The following is a 22,631-nucleotide window of genomic DNA, read 5'->3' on the forward strand; positions in this document are numbered from 1 at the left end:
TCCATAGAGCGCGACCATTGAGCACCTTCGGCCAAGGGGCGGGACGGGCCTCGACCCTTTCAGGGCCTCGTAGGACTCGGCGCCGGCGGGTGGCCGGGATGGTGGATGCCGACGCATTCGCATGAGTCGAGGTCGGCGCGACAACACCGAGATATTCCCAGGTCTCGGGATGCTCGCAGGCCTCGACCGTTGCGGGCCTCGCCGAGCTCGGCACCATGGGGCGCCGAGGAGGTCGGACGCCGACGCCACTGCATGAGCCGGGGTTTCGCGGGGCGCCCCCGAGATCTCTCGGATTCGCAGACGTTCTCAGGGCTGCGTCGGCTCGGCGCTGGTGGTCGGTCGTACCTGTCCGGGGAAAGTGCGGCTGTTCAGGGGCGTGGGGTCAGCCAGATGACGCTGAGCGGGCCCAGCGTGAGCGCGGCCGACGCGGGACGGTCGTGGCGGCTGACCGGGTCGGCGTGTACCAGGCCGAGATTGCCCGAGCCGGTGCCGCCGTATTCGAGCGCGTCGGTGTTCAGGATTTCTGTCCAGTGCCCGGCGGCGGGCAGGCCGATCCGGTAGTCACGGTAGGTGGCGCCGGAGAAATTGCAGATACAGGCGACCGTGCTGCCGTCGGCGCCGTGGCGGAGGAACGCGAGAACGTTGGACTCCCGGTCGTCTGCGGTGATCCAGGAGTGGCCGCCGGGGGTGGTGTCCTGACTCCAGAGTGCGGGATGGTCGCGATAGACCCGGTTGAGGTCGGCCACCAGCAGCTGGACGCCGCGGTGCAGCGGATTGTCGAGTTCGTGCCAGTCGAGACTGTGGTCGTGCCACCATTCGCGGTAGTGCCCGAACTCCTGGCCCATGAACAGCAGTTGCTTACCCGGGTGGGCCCACATGTAGGCGAGCAGCGCGCGGACCCCGCCGGCTTTGGTGAACTCGTCTCCGGGCATCCGGGTCCACAGTGTGCCCTTGCCGTGCACTACCTCGTCATGGCTGATGGGTAGGACATAGTTCTCGCTCCACGCGTACATGAGCGAGAAGGTGATCTCGTTGTGGTGCCAGGTGCGGTGCACGGGGTCTCGGCCCAGATAGCCGAGAGTGTCGTGCATCCAGCCCATATTCCATTTCATGGAGAAGCCGAGTCCGCCGACCTCGGTGGCGCGGGTGACGCCGGCCCAGGTGGTGGATTCCTCGGCGATGGTGACGACACCCGGATACGCGGTGTGCAGGCTGTCGTTGAGTTCGGTGAGGAAGGCGACGGCCTCGAGGTTCTCACGGCCGCCGTGGACATTGGGTTCCCAGCCGCCGCCGGGCCGGGCGTAGTCGAGGTAGAGCATGGCCGCGACCGCGTCTACGCGCAGGCCGTCGATATGGAACTCCTCGACCCAGAACCGGGCGTTGGCGACCAGGAAGTTCCGTACTTCGGGCCGTCCGTAGTCGAACGTGTAAGTGCCCCATTCGGGCTGTTCGCCGCGGCGCGGGTCCGGGTGTTCGTACAGGGGGGTGCCGTCGAAACGCGCCAGCGCCCAGGCGTCGCGCGGGAAATGCGCGGGAACCCAGTCGAGGATGACGCCGATACCTTCGGCGTGCAGATGGTCGACGAAGGCGCGGAAATCGTCCGGGCTGCCGAAGCGTGCGGTCGGGGCGTAGTACGAGGTGACCTGATATCCCCAGGATCCGCCGAAGGGATGTTCGGCCACGGGGAGCAGTTCGATATGGGTGAAACCGAGCCCGCGTACATATTCGCTGAGTTCGGTGGCGAGTTCGCGGTAGTCCAGTCCCGGCCGCCAGGACGCGAGATGTACTTCGAAGACACTGAACGGGGCACGCGCCGGATCGGTGTGGCCGCGGGCGGTGAGCCAGCCCTGATCGGTCCATCGGTGCTCGGTCGTGGTGACGACCGACGCGGTCGCCGGTGGGACCTCGGTGGCGAACGCGACCGGGTCGGCGTGATCGGTGATCCGCCCGTCGGCCCCGTGCACCCGGTACTTGTAGCGGTCACCGGGCGCCGCGCCGGGGACGAAGACCTCCCACACCCCCGACTCCCCGAGCGAGCGCATCGGCCAGGTACCGCCCTGCCAGCGATCGAAATCGCCGAACACGGTGACGCCGCGGGCGTTCGGCGCCCAGACCGCGAAGGAGACACCGGCGACTTCACCGTCGAGACCACGATAGGTACGCGGATGCGCGCCCAGTACCTCCCACAATCGTTCGTGCCGGCCCTCGCCGATGAGATGCAGGTCCAGCTCGCCGAGGGTGGGTAGGAAGCGGTAGCCGTCGGCGGTCACGGTGGCCGGTCGGCGGGGGTGCACGGTGACGACGCGGTAGTCGAGGATCTCGGGGTAGGGCAGCACGGCCGTGAAGACGCCGTGCCCCAGCGAGTCCAGCGGATGATCGACGCCGCCGACCAGCACCGACACCGATTCCGCGGCGGGTCGCAGCACTCGTACCGCGGTGCCGTCGGGGTGCGGGTGCGCGCCGAGCACCGTATGCGGGTCGGGGTGGGTGCCCGCGGCGAGGAGCAGCAGGTCGCGGCGGTCCATCACGGTGTCACCGGAACCCGCGCCGGTACGCCAGGGCGGCGCGGGCGTGATGGGGCACCGGGGGGAGCGCGATGATGTGGGCGACCGCGTGCGCGGGATCGAGCCGGATGTAGTTGGTCTGTGCCCAGTGGTACCGCTCGCCGCTGATCTCGTCGTGGACCACCGGGTGGTCGTGCCATTCCCGGCCGATGGCGGGCAGGTCCAGCGACAGCATGCCCTGTTCGGCGGTGAAGGGGTTCAGGTTCACCACCACCAGGACCGCGTCGCCGGTCGCGGGGTCGATCTTCGAATAGGCGAGCAGGTTGTCGTTGTCGATGTGGTGGAAGTGCAGGCAGCGCAGTTGCTGTAGCGCCGGATGGCGGCGGCGGATCTCGTTGAGCCGGGTGAGCAGTGGTTCGAGGGATTCGCCGCGGGCGCGGGCCTCGGCGAACGGGCGCGGTCGCAGCTCGTACTTCTCCGAATCCAGATACTCCTCGCTGCCGGGGCGTACCGCCCGGTGCTCGTACAGTTCGTAACCCGAGTACACCCCCCAGCTGGGGCCCAGGGTCGCGGCCAGGACCGCGCGGATCGCGAACATCCCCGGACCGCCGTGCTGCAGGCTTTCGTGCAGGATGTCGGGCGTATTGACGAAGAGGTTGGGCCGGGCTTCGTCGGCTTTGGCGGCGAGCTCCAGACCGAATTCGGTGAGCTCGTGTTTATGCGTGCGCCAGGTGAAGTACGTGTAGGACTGACTGAAACCGCGTCGCGCCAGACCGTAGAGCCGCGCGGGATAGGTGAACGCCTCGGACAGGAAGATCACGTCCGGATCCGTGCGGCGCACCGCGGCGATCAGCCACTCCCAGAAATCGGCCGGTTTGGTGTGCGGGTTGTCGACCCGGAAGATCCGCACGCCGAGCCCGACCCAGTACCGCACCACCCGCAGTACCGCGGCGTACAGGCCGTCCGGGTCGTGGTCGAAATCGAGCGGATAGATGTCCTGGTACTTCTTCGGCGGGTTCTCGGCGTAGGCGATGGTGCCGTCGGGCAGCGTGGTGAACCATTCCGGGTGCGCGCTCACCCACGGATGGTCGGGCGCGCACTGTAAGGCCAGGTCCAGCGCGACCTCGAGGCCGAGGTCCGTCGCGGTACGGACGAAGGCGGTGAAATCGGCCTCGGTACCCAGTTGCGGGTGGAACGCGTCGTGACCGCCCTCGGCCGAACCGATCGCCCACGGTGAGCCGACATCGCCGGGACCGGCGGTGAGCGCGTTGTTGCGGCCTTTGCGGTTCACCACGCCGATGGGATGGATCGGCGGCAGGTAGACCACGTCGAAACCCATGGACGCGATCCGGGGCAGTTCGTTCGCGGCGGTCGCGAAGGTGCCGTGCACCGGGGACCCGTCGGCGGCGCGTCCGCCGGTCGAACGGGGGAAGAATTCGTACCAGGACCCGGTGCGGGCCCGCGAGCGCTCCACCAGCACCGAATACTGCGGCCCGCGCGTGAGCAACTCCCGCAGCGGGGTCCGCCGCAGGATCTCGGTGACCTCGTCGGTGAACGCCGGAGCCACCCGCGCCGGGAGCGGGTCGGCGCCGCGGAGCGCGGCCGCCGCCGCCCGCAGCCGCTCGAACTCCCGCTTCGGTACGGCCTGCGCCGCCCGGTCCAGCAGCCGGGCCCCGATCTCCAGATCGTTGTCCAGATCCGCCGCGCTCTGCCCGACCGCCAGTTTCGCCTCCACCGCCGACCGCCAGGTCGCTATGGAATCCGCCCAGCCCTCGACCCGGAAATGCCACACCCCGGGCGCCGTGGGCGTGAAGACACCGTTGAAGACATCGGGTTCGTAATCGGGGGTCATCGGGACCCGGATCGAACGCGACGAGCCCGGCGCACGCACCGCCAAGGTGGCGCCGACCGCGCCGTGCCCGTCCCGCCACACCACGGCACGCACCGGGAAAACCTCCCCGACCACGGCCTTCGCCGGGTAGCCGCCGGGGACGTGCGGGGCGGTGTCATCAATGGCGATGCGGCCGGTCATCCTCACCACGTTATTGGCAACGACTGCGGTGCGGAAACCGGACGCGGGCGGCAGGCCAGCCGCTTCACCGTTCACCCCTCCCAATAAGCTCGGGCGGATGAAGGCACTGCGTCGGTTCACCGTCCGCGCCCACCTGCCGGAGCGGCTGGCCGCGCTGGACGAGCTCTCCACCAATCTGCGCTGGTCGTGGCACGGTCCGACCCAGGATGTATTCGCCGCCCTGGATCCGCGCCGGTGGGCGGAGACCGGGCACGATCCGGTACGGATGCTGGGGGAGGTGCCGCCGGAACGGTTGGACGAACTCGCCGGTGACGCGGAGTTCTGTGCACGGGTCGATGCGGTGGCCGCGGAGCTGCGGGCGTATCTGGATCGCCCGGTCCCGGACGCGGGTGTGCGGGGGATCGCCTACTTCTCGATGGAGTTCGGGGTGACCGAGGCGCTGCCCAACTATTCGGGTGGGCTCGGCATCCTGGCCGGGGACCATCTGAAGGCGGCATCGGATCTGGGGTTGCCGCTGATCGGGGTGGGGCTGCTGTATCGGTCCGGGTATTTCCGGCAGTCGCTGACCGCCGACGGCCGGCAGGTCGAGCGGTATCCGGCGCTGGATCCGCAGGGGCTGCCGTTGCGGTCGCTGACCGCCGACGGCGCGCCGGTGCTGGTGCACGTGGCGCTGCCGGACCGGCGTGTGCTGGCGGCTCGGGTATGGATCGCGCAAGTGGGACGGGTGCCGCTGCTACTGCTGGACTCCGATATCGCGGCCAACGATCCGGAGCTGCGGTCGGTGACCGACCGGCTCTACGGCGGCGACCAGGGACACCGGATCGAGCAGGAGATCCTCGCCGGTATCGGCGGCGTGCGGGCGGTCCGGGCCTACACCGCGGCCACCGGGCTCCCGGACCCCGAGGTCTTCCATATGAACGAGGGCCACGCGGGTTTCCTGGGGCTGGAGCGGATACGGGAGTATCTGGCCGCGGGCCACGACTTCGATACCGCGCTCGCGGCGGTGCGTGCGGGGACGGTCTTCACCACGCATACACCGGTGCCGGCCGGGATCGACCGGTTCCCGGTCTCACTGGTACACCGGTATTTCGGTGGCTCGTCCGGGGAATCGGAATCGCCGCTGCTGCCCGGGATCACGGTGGACCGGATCATCGCGCTGGGCCGGGAGGACGATCCCGCGGTATTCAATATGGCCCATATGGGTTTGCGGCTGGCGCAGCGCGCGAACGGGGTCTCCCGCCTGCACGGCGCGGTGAGCCGGCGCATGTTCGACTCGCTGTGGCCCGGTTTCGATGCCGCCGAGGTGCCGATCGGCTCGGTGACCAACGGGGTGCACGCGCCCACCTGGGCCGCCCGGGAATGGGGGGAGGGGCTCGATACCGGCGACCGTCCGCGGATCTGGGAGGCGCTGGGTGAGCTGGCGCCGGAGCGGCTCTGGTCGATCCGCGCAACGCTGCGCGCGAAGCTGGTGCGGGAGGTGCGGCGGCGGTTGCGCGAGTCGTGGCGGCAGCGGGGCGCGGCCGATGCCGAGCTGGAGTGGGTGAATTCGGTATTCGACCCCGAGGTGCTGACCATCGGCTTCGCCCGCCGCGTCCCGACCTATAAGCGGCTGACCCTGATGCTGCGCGATCCGCGGCGGTTGCGGGAGCTGCTGCTGGACCCCGACCGGCCGGTCCAGTTGGTGGTGGCGGGTAAGAGCCATCCCGCGGACGAGGGCGGTAAGGCGCTGATCCAGCAGGTGGTGCGGTTCGCCGACGATCCGGCGGTGCGCCACCGGATCGTGTTCCTGCCCGATTACGACATGTCGATGGCCCGGTACCTGTACTGGGGTTGTGATGTGTGGTTGAACAACCCGCTGCGGCCGCTGGAGGCGTGCGGTACGTCCGGGATGAAATCGGCACTCAACGGTGGGTTGAACCTGTCGATCCGCGACGGCTGGTGGGACGAGATGTTCGACGGGGAGAATGGGTGGGCGATCCCGACCGCCGACGGCGTGTCCGACGACGAGCGCCGCGACGATCTGGAGGCGAGCGCACTCTACGAGCTGATGGAGCGGACGGTCGCGCCGCGTTTCTACGAGCGCGACGCGGCCGGTGTCCCGGGCCGCTGGGTCGAGATGGTGCGCCACACACTGCGCGTTCTCGGCCCCGAAGTACTCGCGGACCGGATGGTGCGCGAGTACACCGAGCGCTACTACCTGCCGGCCGCCGCGGCGTCCCGTCGGATCACCGGGGAGAACCTGCGGGGTGCGCGGGAGATGGCCGAATACCGCAGGCGGGTGGACAACGCGTGGCCGCGGGTGCGGGTGGCGCAGGTGGACGCGGCCGGTCTTCCGGACGCCCCCGTGATCGGGGCGCCGCTGTCGTTGACCGCGCGGGTGGATCTCGGTGGCCTCGGACCCGGCGACGTGACGGTTCAGGCCGTGCTCGGGCGGGTCACGCCCGAGGACGAGCTGACCGACACCAGGACCGTGGCGATGGCCTGCACCGGCGCCGAGTCCGACGAATCCGCGCTCGCGGTCTTCACCGTCGAGACGCCGGTGCCGCGCGCGGGCGCGGTCGGCTACACGGTCCGGGTGCTGCCGGCCCACGAGCTGCTGGCCACGCCCGCGGAGCTGGGCCGGGTGGTCAACGCCTGACCGCCGGCGTCGATCAACGCGCGACCCTGCGTCGGGGTGGTGCGAACTTCGGTTCGTCACAGGTATCGGATACCGTTCCACACTGGCGCTGCCGGGCGCCGGACCTCCCACTGTGTGCTGCGCGCTCACCCAGTAGGGGCATACGGGGCTGTCGCCTTCTGGTTCGGTTCGGTGCGTACGCGCCGGGTACCGGCCGGAGTGGTGCCCGGCGAGTTCCTGCCGGACTCCGGTCCGCTCCCCGTCCGCGCGTGGGCGGGTGTCATATCCAGCCGACTGGAGGTCCCATGGCCACCGATCTTCTGACCCGGACCCGCGGGCGTATCGATACCTACTTCGCTGTCGGGGTGCACGGGTCGACCATGCGCCGCGAGCTCATGGCGGGCACGGTGACGTTCCTGGCCATGTGCTACGTGCTCGCGGTCAACCCCTCCATCCTGGGTGACCAGGGCGCGCTGGGCGACCAGGGCATCCCGGCCCAGGCCGTGTTCACCGCGACCGCGGTCTCGGCGGTGGCCGGGTCCCTGGTCATGGGGTTGTGGGCGCGGTATCCGATCGCGCTGGCGCCGGGGATGGGCCTGAACGCGTTCTTCGCGTTCTCGGTGGTGCTGGGTATGGGCATTCCCTGGCAGGTCGCGCTGTCGGGCACATTCCTGTCGGGTGTGATCTTCTTCGTCCTCGCGGTGACCAGGATCCGGGAGAAGATCCTCAACGCGATCCCGCTGCAGCTGAAACTGGCGGTCGCGGCCGGGGTCGGCGTGTTCGTGGCGTTTCTCGGGTTCAAGAACGCGGGCATCGTGGTCGACAGTGATTCGACGCTGGTGAAGCTCGGCGATTTCACTCAGGGCACGACGGTGCTGGCGTTGTTCGGCCTGGTGGTTACGGTGATCTTCCTGGTCCGCGGCTGGCACGGGGCGGTGCTGTACGGCATCGTGCTGACGGCGGTGGTCGGGATGGTCGCCGGCCTGGTGGATGTGCCCGACGGTGTCGCGGCGCTGCCCCGAGGGCTGGACCAAACCTTCGGGCAGGCGATCATCCATCTGCCCGACGCGTTCACCGCGCAGATGGCCGTGGTGGTGCTGACCATGCTGTTCGTCGATTTCTTCGACGCGTCGGGCACACTCATCGGCGTCGCCAACCAGGCGGGCCTGCTGAACAGCAAGGGTGAGCTGCCGCGGGCCGCGAGCGCACTGTCCGCCGACGCGGTGGGCACCATGGCCGGTGCGGTGATCGGCACCTCCACCACCACGGCGTATGTGGAATCGACAGCCGGGGTGTCGGCGGGCGGTAGGACCGGTCTGACCGCGGTGGCGACGGCCGCCTGGTTCGCGGTGGCCATGTTCTGCTATCCGATCCTCTCGGTGGTGGCGGCGTCGGGGGCGGTGACCGCGGCGGCGCTGATCGTGGTCGGGGTGCTCATGGCCCGGTCGCTGGGGGATATCGACTGGACCCGGCTGGAGTTCGCGGTTCCGGCGTTCATCACCATCGTGATGATGCCGTTGACGTACTCCATCGCGAACGGGCTGGCCATGGGAATGATCTTCTACCCGGTGGTGATGGTGGCCCGCGGCCGGATCCGCGAGGTACATCCGGTGATGTGGGTGCTGACCCTGATCTTCCTCGGATATTTCTTCTTCCTGGCGGAATAGCCTGCTAGAGAGCCCGGTCGGCAACCGATAGCCTGAACAAGAGGACCTCGGTCCGTTTGTTTCCGTGGCTAACTATCCGGATTGCAAGGAGGGGTTCATATGACAGTCGGGTCGACGCTGGACCGCACCGCGGTACCGGCGACCAGAGATCGAGCTCTGTCCACCGATATCGGCCTCTTGATTCTGCGGGTGGTCTTCGGTCTGCTCATCGCCGCACACGGCAGCCAGAAACTCTTCGGCTGGTTCGACGGCCCGGGCCTGACCGCCAACAATGCCGGTTTCGAGCAGATGGGCTTCAACCCGGGCACCTTCTTCGGCACGCTGGCCGGACTCAGCGAATTCACCGGCGGGCTGCTACTGGCCCTCGGCGTGCTGTCTCCGCTGGGCGCGGCCATCGTGCTGGGTACCACCCTCGTCATCATCCATACGACCTTCGACGGCGGGCTGCTCACCGGCAAGGGTTACGAGACGGGCCTGCTCTACGCCGTGGCGGCAGCGGCCCTGGCGTTCACCGGCCCGGGCCGTTTCTCGGTGGACGGAAACCGTCCGTGGGCGCGCGGCGGCGTGGTCTGGGGTCTGGTCGCGGTGGTGGTCGCCGTGGTCGCGGCGGTGCTCGTCCTGACCTTCAAATCAGTGCTCTGAGCGGTGCCGATCAGACCGTCGCGGCGGCGGAGAGCCGGCGCAGTGCCTTCTCCACCACGGCCGGGTCGGCCGTCTCCCAGTACGGGGGCAGGGAGGCGCGCAGGAAACCGCCGTAGCGTGCGGTGGCCAGCCGGGGATCGAGGATGGCGACGACGCCGCGGTCGTCGACGCTGCGCAGCAACCGGCCCGTGCCCTGGGCCAGGAGCAGGGCCGCGTGGCTCGCGGCGACCGTGAGGAAACCGTTGCCGCCGCGCGATTCCACGGCGCGCTGCCGCGCGGCCAGCAGCGGATCGTCGGGCCGGGGGAACGGGATACGGTCCAGGATCACCAGGCTCAGCGAGGGACCGGGCACGTCGACGCCCTGCCAGAGCGAGAGGGTACCGAACAGGGAGGTTTCCGGGTCGTCGGCGAATTTGCGCACCAGGGCGCCGGTGGAATCCTCGCCCTGGCACAGGATCGGGGTGTCCAGGCGTTTGCGCAGCACCTCGGTGGCCGCCTTCGCCGCCCGCATGGACGAGAAGAGCCCCAGGGTGCGTCCGCCCGCGGCCCCCACCAGCCGCTCGATCTCGTCCAGGTAGGCCGGGGGCAGGCCGTCGCGGCCCGGGGCCGGGAGATGTTTGGCGACGTAGAGAATTCCGGATTTGGCGTGATCGAACGGCGAACCGACGTCCAGCGAGGACCAGCGCACCGTATCGGCGTCGCTCGGTGCCTCGGCGCTGTTGGCCGTCGCCGGGTCGACGCGGCTGTTCGATTGCGGCGGCAGGCCCCAGGTGCGGGCCAGACCGTCGAAGTTTCCGCCGATCTGCAGCGTCGCCGAGGTGAGGACGACCGTTGCGGCGCCGAACAATTGACTGCGCAACAGCCCGCCCACGGCGAGCGGGGCCATCCGCAGGGTGCGCCGGGTGACGCCGCGAACCTCGTCGGCCGACAGCCACACCACATCGCGGCGGACCGCGGCGTCGGGCTCGTCGAAGGCGGTGAGCGCGCGGACCGCGCTGTCGTGGATCTCCTCCACTCCGGCGATGGCCATATTCCGGCCGGCGGCGGCCTCGGGGTCGTTGCCGCCGGAGCCCTGCGGGTTGAGCGCGGTGCGGGCGTTCCAGGCGGCGTCCCGGACGAGCGCCAGCACTCCGGCGATGCCCTCGGGCAGTGTGTCCCAGCGGGTGGGCGGCAGTTCGTCGAGTGCGGTGTGCCAGGCCTCGGCGGCCTCCTCCAGCCGGTCGACCTCCCGCTCGTCGATGAGTTTCGCGCAGCGCCGGGCGGCGGTGCCGATGGCGGTGGCGGACAACTCGGCGGTCGCGATCCCGGTGACCCGGTCGACGAGTTCGTGCGCCTCGTCGACCACCACCAGATCGTGTTCGGGCAGGATCTGCACACCGCTGATGGCGTCGATGGCCAGCAGGGCGTGATTGGTGACGACGATATCGGCCTGCGCGGATTCGGCCCGGGCCCGTTCGGCGAAACAATCCTGCCCGAACGGGCAGCGTGATTTGCCCAGACATTCGCGCGCGGACACGCTCACCTGCCGCCAGGCACGGTCGCCGACGCCCGGGGTGAGCTCGTCGCGGTCGCCGGTCTCGGTGTCGGAGGCCCATTCGTTGAGCCGTTTCACTTCGCGGCCGAGCCGCGAGACCGCGAACGCATCGAACAGTTCGGCCTCGGCGGGCTCTTCCGGGACGGCGCTGTTGATCTTGTTCAGGCACAGGTAGTTGTTGCGGCCCTTGAGGATCGCGAACTCCGGCGTGCGGCCCAGCGGTTTAGTCAGCGCCTGGGCGAGGCGGGGGAGATCCCGGTCCACCAGCTGGCGCTGCAGCGCGATGGTCGCGGTGGAGATCACCACCGTGCGCCCGGTCCGCACCGCGTACCGCAGGCTGGGCACCAGATAGGCGAGCGATTTCCCGGTGCCGGTCCCCGCCTGGACGGCCAGATGCTCTTTGTTCTCGATGGCGTTGTCCACCGCCGCGGCCATCGTCATCTGACCCGGGCGTTCCTTACCGCCGAGCGCGGTCACAGCGGTCGCCAGCAGGTCTGATACGGGCGGGAGTTCGGGCACTCGGGCAGCCTACTGCGCCGCACCGACAGCCGTGCGCCCAGTCGCGGACCGGCCTGGCCTGCCCGCTCGACACCGGAGGCGCGGACCGCTCTTCCCCACGATCTTACTCAGAAGTAAGGTCGGACCATGGCGTGGAAACCTGATCAGATAGCCGACCAGCGCGGACGCACATTCGTCGTCACCGGCGCCAACGGCGGACTCGGAGCCGAGACCACAAAAGTACTCGCCGGCAAAGGGGCCACCGTCGTGATGGCCTGCCGCAATACCGGGAAGGCACAGGAGGTCGCCGATGCCATCGGCGGCGACCTCCGCGTCCGTCGGCTCGACCTGGCCGATCTGTCCTCGGTCCGGGAATTCGCCGAGCAGACCGGAGAATTCGATGTACTCGTCAACAATGCCGGCCTGATGAACGTGCCGTTCTCGCGGACCGTGGACGGCTTCGAAACCCAGTTCGGCGTGAACCATCTCGGCCATTTCGCGCTGACCGGGCTGCTGCTGGACCGGATGCGCGACCGGGTGGTGACCCTGGCCAGTATCGCCCACAAGCAGACCCCCAAGTTCTGGGTCGACGACCTGAACTACGAGAACCGCCGCTACCAGCGCAACCTGGCCTACGCCCAGGCCAAACTGTCGAACCTCATGTTCGCCCGCGAACTCCAGCGCCGGCTGGCGGCGGCCGGTTCGGCGAAACGTTCCTACGGGGTGCACCCGGGGGTATCGGCCACCGAACTGTTCACCCGCACCGAGACCCCGCTGGACTGGGTCAGCAAACCGGTGATCCGGCTGGTCGGGCACGCGCCGGCGAAGGCGGCGCATTCGACGCTGTTCGCGGCCACCACAGCCGACGCCGATCCCGATACGTACTGGGGTCCGACCCGGTTGTTCCAGTCCCAGGGCCCGGTGGAGGCGTCCCCGTCCACCCGCCTGTCCAAGAACACCGACCTGTGGCAGCGGCTGTGGGCGGAGTCCGAGCGCCTGACCGGGGTCGTCTACAAGTTCTGACCGGCGGCGATACCGGCTGCCGCGATACCCACCTCACACTACGGTCCATGTAGTAGACGGGTACCGTGGTAGCCGTGTCCGCAACACCTCGCCGCACCGTGCATCGCCCGGCCCTGGTCCTGCTGGTGGTCGTGCTGGCACTGGCCGCGCTGGCCCTGGGCTGGTGGCAGTGGGAGCGGTTCTCCTCGGCGAGCGGCACCGCACAGAACCTCGGGTACGCATTGCAGTGGCCGCTGTTCGCCGGGTTCGCCTTGTTCGCCTACTTCCGGTTCGTGCGGTTGGAAACAGAGACCGCCGGCACCGAACCGTCCGGTGTGAGCACCGAACCGGGCGCGGACCCGCCGGACACCGGGTCCGGCCCTTCGAACACCCGCACCGGACTGTTCGCCGGCCGGCGCGGCGCCCCGGCGGCCGGGCCGCGGGAGATCCCGGCCGGTTTCCTGCCCGAACGCCCGCGAGCCGCCCGCGACGATGATCCGGTGCTCGCCGAATACAACAGCTACCTGGCCCGTTTGAACGCCGCGGGCAGCACGGCGGGCCCGGCCCGCGATACCGAGAGGAGCGCGGGTTGACCGCGAGCGAAAACGCCACCACCGCACCCGAGGCCGGCGCCGCCGCGCCGACCGGCGACCGGCGGATCGCGGGCGCGCTACTGCGCTACCGCGTCCTGGCCTGGGTCACCGGTCTGTGGCTGCTGTTCCTCACCGCCGAGATGATCGCCAAATACGGATTCGGTGTGGATACACCCAGCTGGATCGCGGTGGTACACGGCTGGGCGTACTTCATCTATCTGATCCTCACCGCGGATCTGGCGGTGAAGGTGCGCTGGCCGATCAAACGCACCGTCGGCACGCTGCTCGCGGGCACCATTCCGCTGCTGTCGTTCTTCGTCGAGCACCGCAACACTCAGCAGGTCAAGCGGGACTTCGGGGTCTGACCACCCGGCGCCGGCTCAGCCCGCCAGCGCGGCGAGCGCCGGCAGCAGTTGCGCCAGCGCGCGGCCCCGATGGGACGCCCCGTCCTTCTGCGCCGGGGTGAGCTGGGCGACGCTGAGTTCCCCGCCGTCCGGGTGGAACAGCGGGTCGTAGCCGAACCCACCGTCGCCCTGCGGCTCCCGCGCGATGGTGCCCGGCCATTCGCCGCGCACCACGATTTCCGCGCCCGCCGGGATCACCAGCGCGCACGCGGAGACGAAACTGGCGCCGCGGCGTTCGTCGGGGGTATCGGACAACTGCGCCAGCAACAGCGCGTTGTTCGCGGCATCGTCACCGTGGCGGCCCGACCACCGCGCCGACAGCACCCCGGGCATCCCGTTGAGCGCGTCCACCGCGATACCGGAATCGTCGGCGATACAGGGCAACCGCGTGGCGCGCGCGCCGTCGCGCGCCTTGGCCAGTGCGTTCTCCTCGAAGGTCGCGCCCGTCTCCGGAGCTTCCGGATACTCCGGTACATCGTCGAGGCCCACGATCTCCAGACCCGCGACTCCGGCCTCGTCGAGGATGCGGCGCAGTTCGGTCAGTTTCTTGGCGTTGCGGCTGGCGAGCAGAACCCGACGCGTCATCACTTCTTCTTCGAGGTTTCGGTGGCCTCGGGCAGCACGCCGGGATAGGGCAGCGCCAGCGCTTCCTTCTGGACGGCGAACAGCTGTTCGCACCCGGCCAGCGCCGAATCGAGCAATTTGTCGAGAGTGGACCGCGGGAAGGTCGCGCCCTCACCGGTGCCCTGGATTTCCACCAGGGTGCCCGTATCGGTGGCGACCACGTTCATATCGACCTCGGCCCGCGAATCCTCCTCGTAGGGGAGATCCAGCCGGACCCGTCCGTCCACCACACCGACACTCACCGCGGCGATGGCGCAGGAGATGGGTTGCGGATCCGCCAGCGCCCCGGCCGCGCCCAGATAGGTGATCGCGTCCGCGAGCGCCACATAGGCGCCGGTGATCGCGGCGGTCCGGGTGCCGCCGTCGGCCTGCAGCACATCACAGTCGACGGCGATGGTGTTCTCCCCGATGGCGGCGAGGTCGATACAGGCCCGCAGGGAGCGGCCGACCAGCCGGCTGATCTCCTGGGTGCGCCCGCCGACCCTGCCCTTGACCGATTCCCGGCCGCTGCGGGTGTGGGTGGCGGCCGGCAGCATCGCGTATTCGGCGGTGAGCCAGCCGAGGCCCGAGTCGCGTCGCCACGGCGGCACCCCCTCGGTGACGCTGGCCGTGCACATCACCCGGGTCTGCCCGAACTCCACCAGCACCGAACCCGCCGGGTGCGTGGTGAAGCCTCGAGTTATCCGTACCTCGCGGAGTTCGTCGTCCGCCCTGCCATCGGCTCGTCTCGACACGGGCTCAGCGTAGTGGGGTACCCGTGCCGGGGCATGCCTGGGTCTACAGGTCGAAGGACTCGCCCGGGGTCACCGCGTGCACAGGCCCGGTGAACTCGGCCTTGGCCTCGGCGATGACGTCTTCGCGGGAGGTCCACGGTGGAATATGGGTGAGCAGGAGTTCCCCGACTCCGGCCTCGGCGGCGATACGGCCGGCTTCGGTGCCCGAAAGGTGGACGCCCGCCGGGCGATTGGCGGGATCGTGGGTCCACGACGCCTCCGCCAGGAGAACATCGGCACCCCGGGCGAGTTCCTGGACGGCCGGACAGACCGCGGTATCGCCGGTGTAGACGAAGGTGCGGCCGGCGGCGGTGACGATCCGCAGACCGTAGGACTCCGGCGGGTGGAACATCCGCCGCGCGGTGAGGGTGTGCCCGGGACCGAACTCCACCGTCTCGCCCTCGTTCCAGGGGCGGAAATCGATCACATCGGACCAGTCGTCGCATTCCCCGCCGACCTCGGCCGAGGCGTTACCGATCCGCAGCGGGGCGTCGGAGGGGCCGCGGACGATCGCCCGCCCCGAGGGGGGTGCCGGGTGGTAGCGCCGCCACACCAGCAGCCCGGGAAGATCGAGGCAATGGTCGGCGTGCAGATGGGTGAGGAAGATCGACACCTCGCCCGGATCGGCGAATCGCTGCAGCGCACCGAGAATGCCCGGACCGAAATCGATAACCACCGGCGACATGTCCGGACCGGTGAGCAGATAACCCGACGCGGGGGAATCCGGGCCGGACACACTGCCCGAGCACCCGAGGACGGTGAGGCGCATGTCACCATGCTGCCACGAGGTTTCCCGATTCAAGACCGCATCCCCCGAAAATGCTGGCCGCACCCACGGTCACCGGGGCGAGGCGAGGGGCCCGGTGTGGAGTTGACGGCGGTGTCGACGTTCATCACTGGAGAGTACCCACCCGGCGAACAGTCCACCCATAGCGCCGAAAAGGTGTCCCTGCCAGGAGATTCCGTCCTGACCGGGTAGCACGCCCCACAGCAGTGAGCCGTAGAGGACCAGGACCACCAGCCCCAGTACGATCTGCCCGAGCTGCCGGGCGAACCAGCCGCGGCAGATGAGATAGGTGAGCCAGCCGAAGACCAGCGAGGACGCGCCGACGTGCACGGTGCCCTCGCCCCCGGTCAGCCAGGTGCCCACTCCGGCGACGAGCCAGACGATCGCGGTGGCGGCCAGCCCCCGGCGGATGCCGGTGGCCAAAGTGAGGAAACCGAGGATCAGCACGGGCAGGGAATTGCCGATCAGATGGTCCCAGCCGTGGTGTAGCAGGGGCGCGAAGGCGATACCGTCCAGGCCGTCGACCTCGCGGGGTTCGATGCCCAGCGTTCGATCCATGGACGAGTCGATCACCGCGTCGACGAACTCGATCAGGTACAGCACCATCAGGAACGCAACGGTCACGATCCCGGCTCGCGACCAGGTGCGACGGGTGGTGGCGTACCCGCCGGAACCCGAGCCGCCGGGAACCGGTCCACCGCCCGGCGGGGGCCGGAGCGCGGCGATACGGTCGGGGTCGAACGAAGCGCCCAGCGGCCCACCACCGGTCATGACGATCTCCTCCTCGCCGCGCGCCACAGCTCCCGGCGCGTTGCTTCCGAGGGTACCGAGTTGTCGTGACCTCAGGCCCAGAGCTGGCCGTCGAGCCGTTCCTCGGCTTCTTCGAGGGTGCCGTCGTAGGCGCCGGTGGACAGGTATTTCCAGCCGCCGTCGGCCACGACGAAGGCGATATCGGCGCGGCGGCCCGCGGCGACCGCCTTCCGGGCGACCCCGAGTGCGGCGTGCAGGATCGCGCCGGTGGAGATACCGGCGAAGATGCCCTCTTCGAGGACCAGTTCGCGGGTGCGACGCACGGCGTCGTAGGGGCCCACGGAGAACCGGCTGGTGAGTACCGACTCGTCGTACAGTTCGGGAATGAAGCCCTCATCGATGTTGCGCAGGCCGTAGACCAGTTCGCCGTAGCGGGGTTCGGCTGCGACGATCTCGATGTTCGGGACCTTCTCGCGCAGGAACCGCCCCGTCCCCATCAGGGTGCCGGTGGTGCCCAGCCCGGCGACGAAATGGGTGATCTCGGGCAGATCGGCGAGAATTTCCGGGCCGGTGGTCTCGTAGTGGGCGAGCGCGTTGGCGGGGTTGCCGTACTGGTACAGCATCACCCAGTCCGGGTTGGCGGCGGCGATCTCCTTGGCCCGGGCCACCGCCTGGTTCGAACCACCCGCCGCCGGCGAGTCGATGATCTCGGCACCGAACATGGTGAGCAATTGCCGTCGCTCCACCGAGGTGTTCTCCGGCATCACACACACCAGGCGGTATCCCTTGAGTTTCGCGGCCATGGCCAGCGAGATCCCGGTGTTGCCGCTGGTGGGTTCCAGAATGGTGCAGCCGGGGGTCAGCCGGCCGTCGGCTTCGGCCTGCTCGATCATGCGCAGCGCGGGACGATCCTTGATGGACCCGGTGGGGTTGCGGTCCTCGAGCTTGGCCCACAGCCGTACCGGCTGCTCGCCCTCCCACTGTGGGGACAGAGTGCGCAGACCGACCAGCGGGGTGTTCCCGAGGGTCGCGATCAGTGACTCGTAGCGTGCCACGGAATTATCGGGCCCCGCCCGCGACGGCCGGCAGGATCGTCACGGTCGAGCCCTCGCCCACGGCGGTCTCCAGACCGCCGGAGAACCGCACGTCCTCGTCGTCGACATAGATATTGACGTACCGGTTCAGCTTGCCCTCGTTGAGCAGCCGCTCGGCCAGCCCCGGATGGTTGGCCTCCAGGTCATCGATCACCGCGGCGAGCGTGGCCCCCTCGGCCGCGACGCGCTTCTCGCCTCCGGTGTGGGTACGCATGATGGTCGGGATGGACACGGTGACCGGCATGGTGCTGCTCCTCGCTTGTACTCGGTATGTGGGTCGGGAAACTGGGGCGGTCAGGCGGTTTCGTACGCGTCGACGATCCGGACCGGCTCCTCGGTGACCTCGCCGTCGACGATCCGGTAGCTGCGCAGCTCGTGACGTTCGGCGTCCCGGGTGGAGATCAGCACGTAGTGGGCGCCGGGCTCGGAGGCGTAGGAGGTATCGGTACGGCTGGGATAGGCCTCGGTCGCGGTGTGCGAGTGGTAGATCACCACCGGCTCCTCGTCGGCGTCGTCCATGGCCCGCCAGACCTTCAGCTGTTCGCCGGAATCGAAACGGTAGAAGGTGGGCGACCGCTCCGCGTTCATCATGGCCACGAAACGTTCGGGCCGGTCGGACCCCTCGGGTCCCGCGATGATGCCGCAGGCCTCGTCGGGATGGTCGGCGCGCGCGTGCGCGACCATCGCATCCACCAGGTCGGCCCTGATCACGAGCACAATCGAACCCTTCCACCTCTTGTCACGGCCGTCGCCGACCGGTCACAGCCGACAACTGCCGAGGATATTCGGGTATTCCCGGCACCCCTGCACGGCCCCTACCCTCTGCGCGCACATCGGCGTGTGCGGGATGGGCCACCGCCGCAACCCGGGTCACCGGGCTCCCGGGCCGCCTCGCCGGAAGCGGGGGCGATCAGGCACCGAACAGGTCGCTGTACGCCGGGATGCCGGCCACGGAGTGGGCGGTGCGGATCGCGTCGACCACGGCGCGTTCGACGCAGACCGCCGCCGCGGTGCTCAGCGCGTCGACCACCGCCAGGTCGGCCGGGAACGCGGCGGGCAGCCGAGGCCCCTCCGGCGGTGTCGCGGTGCCGGTGGCCAGCGCGAAGAAGGTGTCCCCGTCGAGCGGGGAGTGGGCCGGGCGGACCGCCCGGGCCAGGCCGTCGTGCGCGACCGTGGCCAGGCGGCGGCATCCGGCCGGGTCCAGCGGGGCGTCGGTGGCGACCACGCCGATCGTGGTGTTGAGTACCGTGCCCTTCACGGCCAGCGCGTTCGCGGCCGCGAGTTCCTCGGCGGTACCTGGGCGCAGGCCGAAGAACTCGGGTCCGTCGGTGCCCGCACCCCACGGTATCCCGGTGCGGGGGTCGAACACCGATCCGACCGGGTTGGCGACGACCAGCGCGCCCACCGTCAGTCCGGCGGCGATGCCCTCGTCGAACCGGATACTGGCGCTGCCGATACCACCTTTGATCGCGCCGGCCTGGGCCCCGACCCCGGCGCCGACACAACCGCGCAGGAAATCGGGTCCGGCGGCGTCGGCCGCGTAATAACCGAATTCGGCGGTGGGGCGGGTGTTCCAGTCGCCGACCGGAAGGTCGAAGATCACGGCACCGGGCACGATCGGAACCACGCGGGTGGGGTCCTCGGGGGACATGGGCAGCCCTTCGCCGTGTTCCTCCAGCCAGCGCATCACCCCGTCCGCGGCGGCCAGCCCGTAGGCGCTGCCGCCGGTGAGCAGGATCGCGTGTACCTGCCGGACCGTGTTGGCGGGGTCGAGCAGATCGGTCTCCCGGGTGCCGGGGCCGCCGCCGCGGACATCCACCGCGGCGACCGCGCCGCCCGGCGCGCGGACCACGGTGCAGCCGGTGGCCGCGCCGGAGCCGCGGGTCGCGTCCGGATCGAGTATGTGGTGGTGGCCGACGAGCAGGCCCGCCACATCGGTGAGCGCGTTCCGCGCCCCGGGCGCGGCGGTCACGGAGCCATCGCCTGCAGCAGGGAGTCCTGCATCCAGGTCAGCCAATGGTAGACGTCCAGATGGGGAGCGCGCGGATCGTCGGGCGGGAATTGCTCGGGCGTGTCGGCGTCGACCTCCAGCACCACGCCGAGGGCCAGCCGGACATCGGTGAGTGCGGTGAGCCAGGAATCGGCCTCTTCCGGAGTGATCACGATCTTGCCGCCGTCCTCGGGGAGGGTGTGCAGCACCACCCCGGCAGCGGCCAGTTTCGCGTCGATGATCTCCGGCTCGTGCAGGCCACGCAGTGCACTGTTCAGATCGGCTCGTTCGGCGTCGGGGGAGCCCGGTTCGGCCCGATGGAATTCGGGCAGCAGCCGGGCCAGCCGCGGGTCGTCGGGCGGCGTGATATTGCCGCTGCGCAGACCGGTGAGAGCGGCGAGCTCGTCCTCGGGGGCCGAGGAGGCGCGTTCACCCAGCAGACCCGAAACGGCTCCGACCAGCGAGCGCAGCACGCTGGCTTCGCGCGCGTCCATCTCCGATCGCAGTTTGAGACCGCTCAATGAGTTCTTCCGGCTCCATTTACGCACGTCGCTACGGTAACCGTCCGATCAGTCGTCTCGTTGCATGGTGGCCCACAGGCCTGCCGCGTGCAGGCGGCGGACATCCTGCTCCATTTTGTCCCGCGATCCCGACGATACGACCGCTTTGCCCTCGTTGTGCACCTTGAGCATCAGCTCGGTCGCCTTGGCTTTGCTGTAGCCGAACAGCTTCTGGAAGATGTAGGCGACGTAGTGCATGAGGTTGACCGGATCGTCCCAGACCACGGTGACCCACGGCCGGTCCTCCGCCTCGAGGACCTCGGTGTACTCCACGGCCTCCGGTGTCGCCTGGGCCGCCGACAACGTGACGCCGGGGGCGCCGAGGAGGACCTCTGTCGTCGATGAGCGGGGTGCGGTGTTGCACAAGGCCATGAAGTCAAGAGTACGACGCGCGGAGTAATTCACAACACCCGGAGCAGCAACGATGCCGCTCGTCCAGGCCTCTCGGGCTGCCGCGCACGACCCGCTACAGGCCGCCGCGGCGGTCCGGCGCCCGGCGCTGCCCCCGGCGGGCTTCCCCGCGGCGCGGAGGGGCTGTTTACAGTGACACCCGTGGACCTGCGCGACGCGGCCTGTAGCACCGCTCTGCTGACCGACCAATACGAGCTCACCATGCTGGCCGCCGCGCTCGCCGATGGTTCCGCGGTGCGCCGGTGCACCTTCGAAGTGTTCGCCCGGCGTTTGCCGCATGGTCGCAGATACGGTGTTGTGGCCGGTACCGGCCGTTTCCTCGAGGCGCTGGCCCATTTCCGGTTCGGCGAAGCGGAGCTGGAGATCGTCGCCCGGTTCCTGGACGCGGATACGGTCGCCTGGTTGCGTGATTACCGGTTCACCGGCGATATCGACGGTTATCCGGAAGGCGAGCTGTACTTCCCGGGTTCGCCGATCCTCTCGGTGACCGGAACCTTCGCCGAATGTGTGCTGCTCGAGACGCTGGCGCTGTCGGTGTTCAACCACGACAGCGCGATCGCCGCCGCGGCCGCCCGGATGGTGAGCGCCGCCGACGGGCGCCGGATGATCGAGATGGGGTCGCGGCGCACCCATGAGCAGGCCGCACCCGCCAGTGCGCGGGCGGCCTACGTGGCCGGTTTCCACGCGACCTCCAATCTGGAGGCGGTCCGCCGCTATGGTGTGCCCGGCGCGGGTACCAGTGCGCACGCGTTCACCCTGGTACACAGCGGCGCCGACGGCGAACACGAGATCGAGGCGTTCCGCAGTCAGGTGGCGGCGCACGGCACCGGCACCACTCTGCTGGTCGACACCTTCGACATCACCCGCGGCGTCGCGCTCGCGGTCGAGGTCGCGGGCCCGGAACTGGGCGCGGTGCGTATCGACTCCGGTGACCTCGGTGTCCTGGCCCGGCAGGTACGCCGGCAACTGGACGAACTGGGCGCGGTGAAAACCCGGATCGTCGTATCCGGGGACCTGGACGAATACGCCATCGCGGCACTGCGGGCCGAACCGGTGGACGCCTACGGGGTCGGCACCCAGTTGGTCACCGGGTCCGGCGCGCCGACCGCCGGAATGGTCTACAAGCTGGTCGAAGTCGAGGGTCTGCCGGTCGCCAAACGGTCCAGTCACAAGGAGTCCCGCGGCGGAGCCAAACGCGCGGTGCGCCTGGCACGCGGCACCGGGACCATCATGGAGGAGATCGTGTACCCCGCGACCGCCGACCGGCCGGCGCCCGACGGCTACGAGGTGCGCGATCTGTCGGTCCCGCTGGTGCGCGGTGGTGTGGCGCTGGATCGGCCCGGCCTCGCCGAATCCCGGGATCTCGTCGCCCGCGGCTTGGTGAGTCTGCCGTGGGAGGGGCTCAAACTGTCCGGCGGTGATCCGGCGGTTGCGACTACATTCCTGGTCTGACCGGGCGTACGCGAGGAGACTGGAATCATGAAACGCGCGCTGATCGTGGTGGATGTGCAGAACGATTTCTGTGAGGGCGGTTCGCTTGCCGTATCGGGTGGCGCCCGCGTCGCGGAGTTGATCAGCGAATATCTGGCCGAGAACCGGTACGACGCGGTGGTGGCCACCCGCGATTACCACATCGACCCGGGTGCCCATTTCTCCGAGACACCCGACTATCTGGACAGCTGGCCGCCGCACTGCCGGGTCGGCACTCCGGGGGCCGATTTCCATCCGCAATTCGATACCGCCGCGGTGCAGGAGGTCTTCTCCAAGGGCGAGTATTCGGCCGCCTACTCGGGATTCGAGGGCGCGTCGACCGCCGGGGAAACCCTCACCGAGTGGTTACGCGCCCGCGATATCGGCGCGGTCGATATCGCGGGTATCGCCACCGACCACTGTGTCCGGGCGACTGCGCTGGATGCCGTCGCCGCCGGTTTCACCACGCGGATCCTGCTCGGTCTCACCGCCGGCGTCGCACCGGCGACCGTCGAGAAGGCTTTGGACGAACTGAACGGGGCCGGGGTCGAACTGTCCGGCGCCGTGGTCGTGGCCGGCGCCTGAGAAAGTGTTGGGGAACCTGATCGGTTAGCTGTTGAGGTCGTCTGCTAGACGGCGGGCGGCCTCGGTTTCGATCGGGCCGGAGGGTTCCACGGTT

21 protein-coding genes are annotated in these 22,631 nt (G+C 69.4%); 8 read left to right on the plus strand and 13 right to left on the minus strand.

Annotated features, from left to right (window positions below; translation table 11 throughout):
* Nucleotides 1-368: 368 nt before the first annotated feature.
* The gene (gene glgB, locus ACLML9_RS17980; protein WP_411946614.1) at nt 369-2,525 is read right to left on the minus strand and encodes a 1,4-alpha-glucan branching protein GlgB; all 2,157 of its coding nucleotides are present in this window, start codon (nt 2,523-2,525) and stop codon (nt 369-371) included.
* Between the two features lie 7 nt (nt 2,526-2,532).
* Nucleotides 2,533-4,536, minus strand: a complete 2,004-nt coding sequence (locus tag ACLML9_RS17985; RefSeq protein ID WP_411946615.1) for a maltotransferase domain-containing protein — start codon at nt 4,534-4,536, stop codon at nt 2,533-2,535.
* Nucleotides 4,537-4,633: 97 nt separating this feature from the next.
* Here ACLML9_RS17985 and glgP point away from each other — a divergent pair, with 97 nt between their 5' ends.
* The 3 genes from glgP (at nt 4,634) to ACLML9_RS18000 (ending at nt 9,462) form a co-directional block, all read left to right on the plus strand.
* A complete protein-coding gene (glgP, locus tag ACLML9_RS17990; RefSeq protein WP_411946616.1) occupies nt 4,634-7,174 on the plus strand; it encodes an alpha-glucan family phosphorylase in 2,541 nt (846 codons plus the stop codon).
* Between the two features lie 284 nt (nt 7,175-7,458).
* Nucleotides 7,459-8,820, plus strand: a complete 1,362-nt coding sequence (locus tag ACLML9_RS17995) for an NCS2 family permease (RefSeq protein WP_411946617.1) — start codon at nt 7,459-7,461, stop codon at nt 8,818-8,820.
* A gap of 99 nt (nt 8,821-8,919) precedes the next feature.
* Nucleotides 8,920-9,462, plus strand: a complete 543-nt coding sequence (locus tag ACLML9_RS18000) for a DoxX family protein (protein WP_411946618.1) — start codon at nt 8,920-8,922, stop codon at nt 9,460-9,462.
* 10 nt (nt 9,463-9,472) lie between these two features.
* On the opposite strand, the gene ACLML9_RS18005 is transcribed toward ACLML9_RS18000, so the two are convergent.
* A complete protein-coding gene (locus ACLML9_RS18005) occupies nt 9,473-11,515 on the minus strand; it encodes an ATP-dependent DNA helicase (protein WP_411946619.1) in 2,043 nt (680 codons plus the stop codon).
* Nucleotides 11,516-11,641: 126 nt separating this feature from the next.
* On the opposite strand from ACLML9_RS18005, the gene ACLML9_RS18010 reads away from it, so the two are divergent.
* The 3 genes from ACLML9_RS18010 (at nt 11,642) to ACLML9_RS18020 (ending at nt 13,454) form a co-directional block, all read left to right on the plus strand.
* Nucleotides 11,642-12,517, plus strand: coding sequence for an oxidoreductase (locus ACLML9_RS18010; RefSeq protein ID WP_411946620.1), 876 nt, complete (start codon nt 11,642-11,644; stop codon nt 12,515-12,517).
* A gap of 74 nt (nt 12,518-12,591) precedes the next feature.
* Nucleotides 12,592-13,089, plus strand: coding sequence for a transcriptional regulator (locus ACLML9_RS18015; RefSeq protein ID WP_411946621.1), 498 nt, complete (start codon nt 12,592-12,594; stop codon nt 13,087-13,089).
* Between the two features lie 65 nt (nt 13,090-13,154).
* Nucleotides 13,155-13,454 carry a DUF3817 domain-containing protein gene (locus ACLML9_RS18020; RefSeq protein ID WP_245665535.1) on the plus strand — a complete coding sequence of 100 codons (300 nt, stop codon included), beginning with the start codon at nt 13,155-13,157 and terminating at the stop codon, nt 13,452-13,454.
* Nucleotides 13,455-13,469: 15 nt separating this feature from the next.
* Here ACLML9_RS18020 and rdgB read toward each other — a convergent pair whose 3' ends face one another.
* The 10 genes from rdgB to clpS all read right to left on the minus strand — a co-directional run bounded on the left by rdgB (nt 13,470) and on the right by clpS (nt 20,443).
* Nucleotides 13,470-14,078, minus strand: a complete 609-nt coding sequence (rdgB, locus tag ACLML9_RS18025) for an RdgB/HAM1 family non-canonical purine NTP pyrophosphatase (RefSeq protein WP_411946622.1) — start codon at nt 14,076-14,078, stop codon at nt 13,470-13,472.
* Nucleotides 14,078-14,851 (minus strand): ribonuclease PH, encoded by a 774-nt coding sequence (rph, locus tag ACLML9_RS18030; RefSeq protein WP_030525492.1) that lies wholly within the window; start codon nt 14,849-14,851, stop codon nt 14,078-14,080. The genes rdgB and rph overlap by 1 nt, the downstream gene beginning before the upstream one ends.
* Before the next feature lie 43 nt (nt 14,852-14,894).
* Nucleotides 14,895-15,659, minus strand: coding sequence for a cyclic nucleotide-degrading phosphodiesterase (locus tag ACLML9_RS18035; protein WP_411946623.1), 765 nt, complete (start codon nt 15,657-15,659; stop codon nt 14,895-14,897).
* A 69-nt stretch (nt 15,660-15,728) separates the two neighbouring features.
* Nucleotides 15,729-16,448, minus strand: coding sequence for a rhomboid family intramembrane serine protease (locus tag ACLML9_RS18040; protein ID WP_411946624.1), 720 nt, complete (start codon nt 16,446-16,448; stop codon nt 15,729-15,731).
* A 71-nt stretch (nt 16,449-16,519) separates the two neighbouring features.
* A complete protein-coding gene (locus ACLML9_RS18045) occupies nt 16,520-17,482 on the minus strand; it encodes a PLP-dependent cysteine synthase family protein (RefSeq protein ID WP_063130592.1) in 963 nt (320 codons plus the stop codon).
* A 4-nt stretch (nt 17,483-17,486) separates the two neighbouring features.
* Nucleotides 17,487-17,765: a MoaD/ThiS family protein gene (locus tag ACLML9_RS18050; protein WP_411946625.1), complete on the minus strand. Its 279-nt coding sequence runs from the start codon at nt 17,763-17,765 to the stop codon at nt 17,487-17,489.
* A 50-nt stretch (nt 17,766-17,815) separates the two neighbouring features.
* Nucleotides 17,816-18,238, minus strand: coding sequence for a Mov34/MPN/PAD-1 family protein (locus tag ACLML9_RS18055; protein ID WP_411946626.1), 423 nt, complete (start codon nt 18,236-18,238; stop codon nt 17,816-17,818).
* Nucleotides 18,239-18,431: 193 nt separating this feature from the next.
* The gene (locus tag ACLML9_RS18060) at nt 18,432-19,493 is read right to left on the minus strand and encodes a P1 family peptidase (protein ID WP_411946627.1); all 1,062 of its coding nucleotides are present in this window, start codon (nt 19,491-19,493) and stop codon (nt 18,432-18,434) included.
* Entirely contained in the window at nt 19,490-20,059 is a 570-nt protein-coding gene (locus tag ACLML9_RS18065; RefSeq protein ID WP_411946628.1) for a DUF2017 domain-containing protein, read from the minus strand. Before ACLML9_RS18065 ends, ACLML9_RS18060 begins: the two co-directional genes overlap by 4 nt.
* A 21-nt stretch (nt 20,060-20,080) precedes the next feature.
* On the minus strand, nt 20,081-20,443 hold the full coding sequence (clpS, locus tag ACLML9_RS18070; protein WP_411946629.1) for an ATP-dependent Clp protease adapter ClpS: 363 nt from the start codon (nt 20,441-20,443) through the stop codon (nt 20,081-20,083).
* A gap of 240 nt (nt 20,444-20,683) precedes the next feature.
* Between clpS and ACLML9_RS18075 the strand changes: the two genes are divergently transcribed.
* Both ACLML9_RS18075 and ACLML9_RS18080 read left to right on the plus strand, forming a co-directional pair.
* On the plus strand, nt 20,684-21,934 hold the full coding sequence (locus tag ACLML9_RS18075) for a nicotinate phosphoribosyltransferase (RefSeq protein ID WP_411946630.1): 1,251 nt from the start codon (nt 20,684-20,686) through the stop codon (nt 21,932-21,934).
* Nucleotides 21,935-21,961: 27 nt separating this feature from the next.
* Nucleotides 21,962-22,537 (plus strand): nicotinamidase, encoded by a 576-nt coding sequence (locus ACLML9_RS18080; RefSeq protein ID WP_265802330.1) that lies wholly within the window; start codon nt 21,962-21,964, stop codon nt 22,535-22,537.
* Nucleotides 22,538-22,631: the final 94 nt, after the last annotated feature.

It is taken from the genome of Nocardia sp. NPDC002869 (genome assembly GCF_046764065.1).
Taxonomy (GTDB): domain Bacteria; phylum Actinomycetota; class Actinomycetes; order Mycobacteriales; family Mycobacteriaceae; genus Nocardia; species Nocardia rhamnosiphila.

Excerpts from the sequence above, each read along its gene's own strand:
- ACLML9_RS17995 (WP_411946617.1), top strand. The coding sequence starts at position 7,459 with ATGGCCACCGATCTTCTGACCCGGACCCGCGGGCGTATCGATACCTAC.
- glgP (WP_411946616.1), top strand. The coding sequence starts at position 4,634 with ATGAAGGCACTGCGTCGGTTCACCGTCCGCGCCCACCTGCCGGAGCGG.
- clpS (WP_411946629.1), bottom strand. The coding sequence starts at position 20,443 with ATGGCCTTGTGCAACACCGCACCCCGCTCATCGACGACAGAGGTCCTC.
- ACLML9_RS18040 (WP_411946624.1), bottom strand. The coding sequence starts at position 16,448 with ATGACCGGTGGTGGGCCGCTGGGCGCTTCGTTCGACCCCGACCGTATC.
- rdgB (WP_411946622.1), bottom strand. The coding sequence starts at position 14,078 with ATGACGCGTCGGGTTCTGCTCGCCAGCCGCAACGCCAAGAAACTGACC.
- ACLML9_RS18035 (WP_411946623.1), bottom strand. The coding sequence starts at position 15,659 with ATGCGCCTCACCGTCCTCGGGTGCTCGGGCAGTGTGTCCGGCCCGGAT.
- ACLML9_RS18010 (WP_411946620.1), top strand. The coding sequence starts at position 11,642 with ATGGCGTGGAAACCTGATCAGATAGCCGACCAGCGCGGACGCACATTC.
- glgB (WP_411946614.1), bottom strand. The coding sequence starts at position 2,525 with ATGGACCGCCGCGACCTGCTGCTCCTCGCCGCGGGCACCCACCCCGAC.
- ACLML9_RS18080 (WP_265802330.1), top strand. The coding sequence starts at position 21,962 with ATGAAACGCGCGCTGATCGTGGTGGATGTGCAGAACGATTTCTGTGAG.
- ACLML9_RS18000 (WP_411946618.1), top strand. The coding sequence starts at position 8,920 with ATGACAGTCGGGTCGACGCTGGACCGCACCGCGGTACCGGCGACCAGA.
- ACLML9_RS18075 (WP_411946630.1), top strand. The coding sequence starts at position 20,684 with ATGCTGGCCGCCGCGCTCGCCGATGGTTCCGCGGTGCGCCGGTGCACC.
- ACLML9_RS18050 (WP_411946625.1), bottom strand. The coding sequence starts at position 17,765 with ATGCCGGTCACCGTGTCCATCCCGACCATCATGCGTACCCACACCGGA.
- ACLML9_RS17985 (WP_411946615.1), bottom strand. The coding sequence starts at position 4,536 with ATGACCGGCCGCATCGCCATTGATGACACCGCCCCGCACGTCCCCGGC.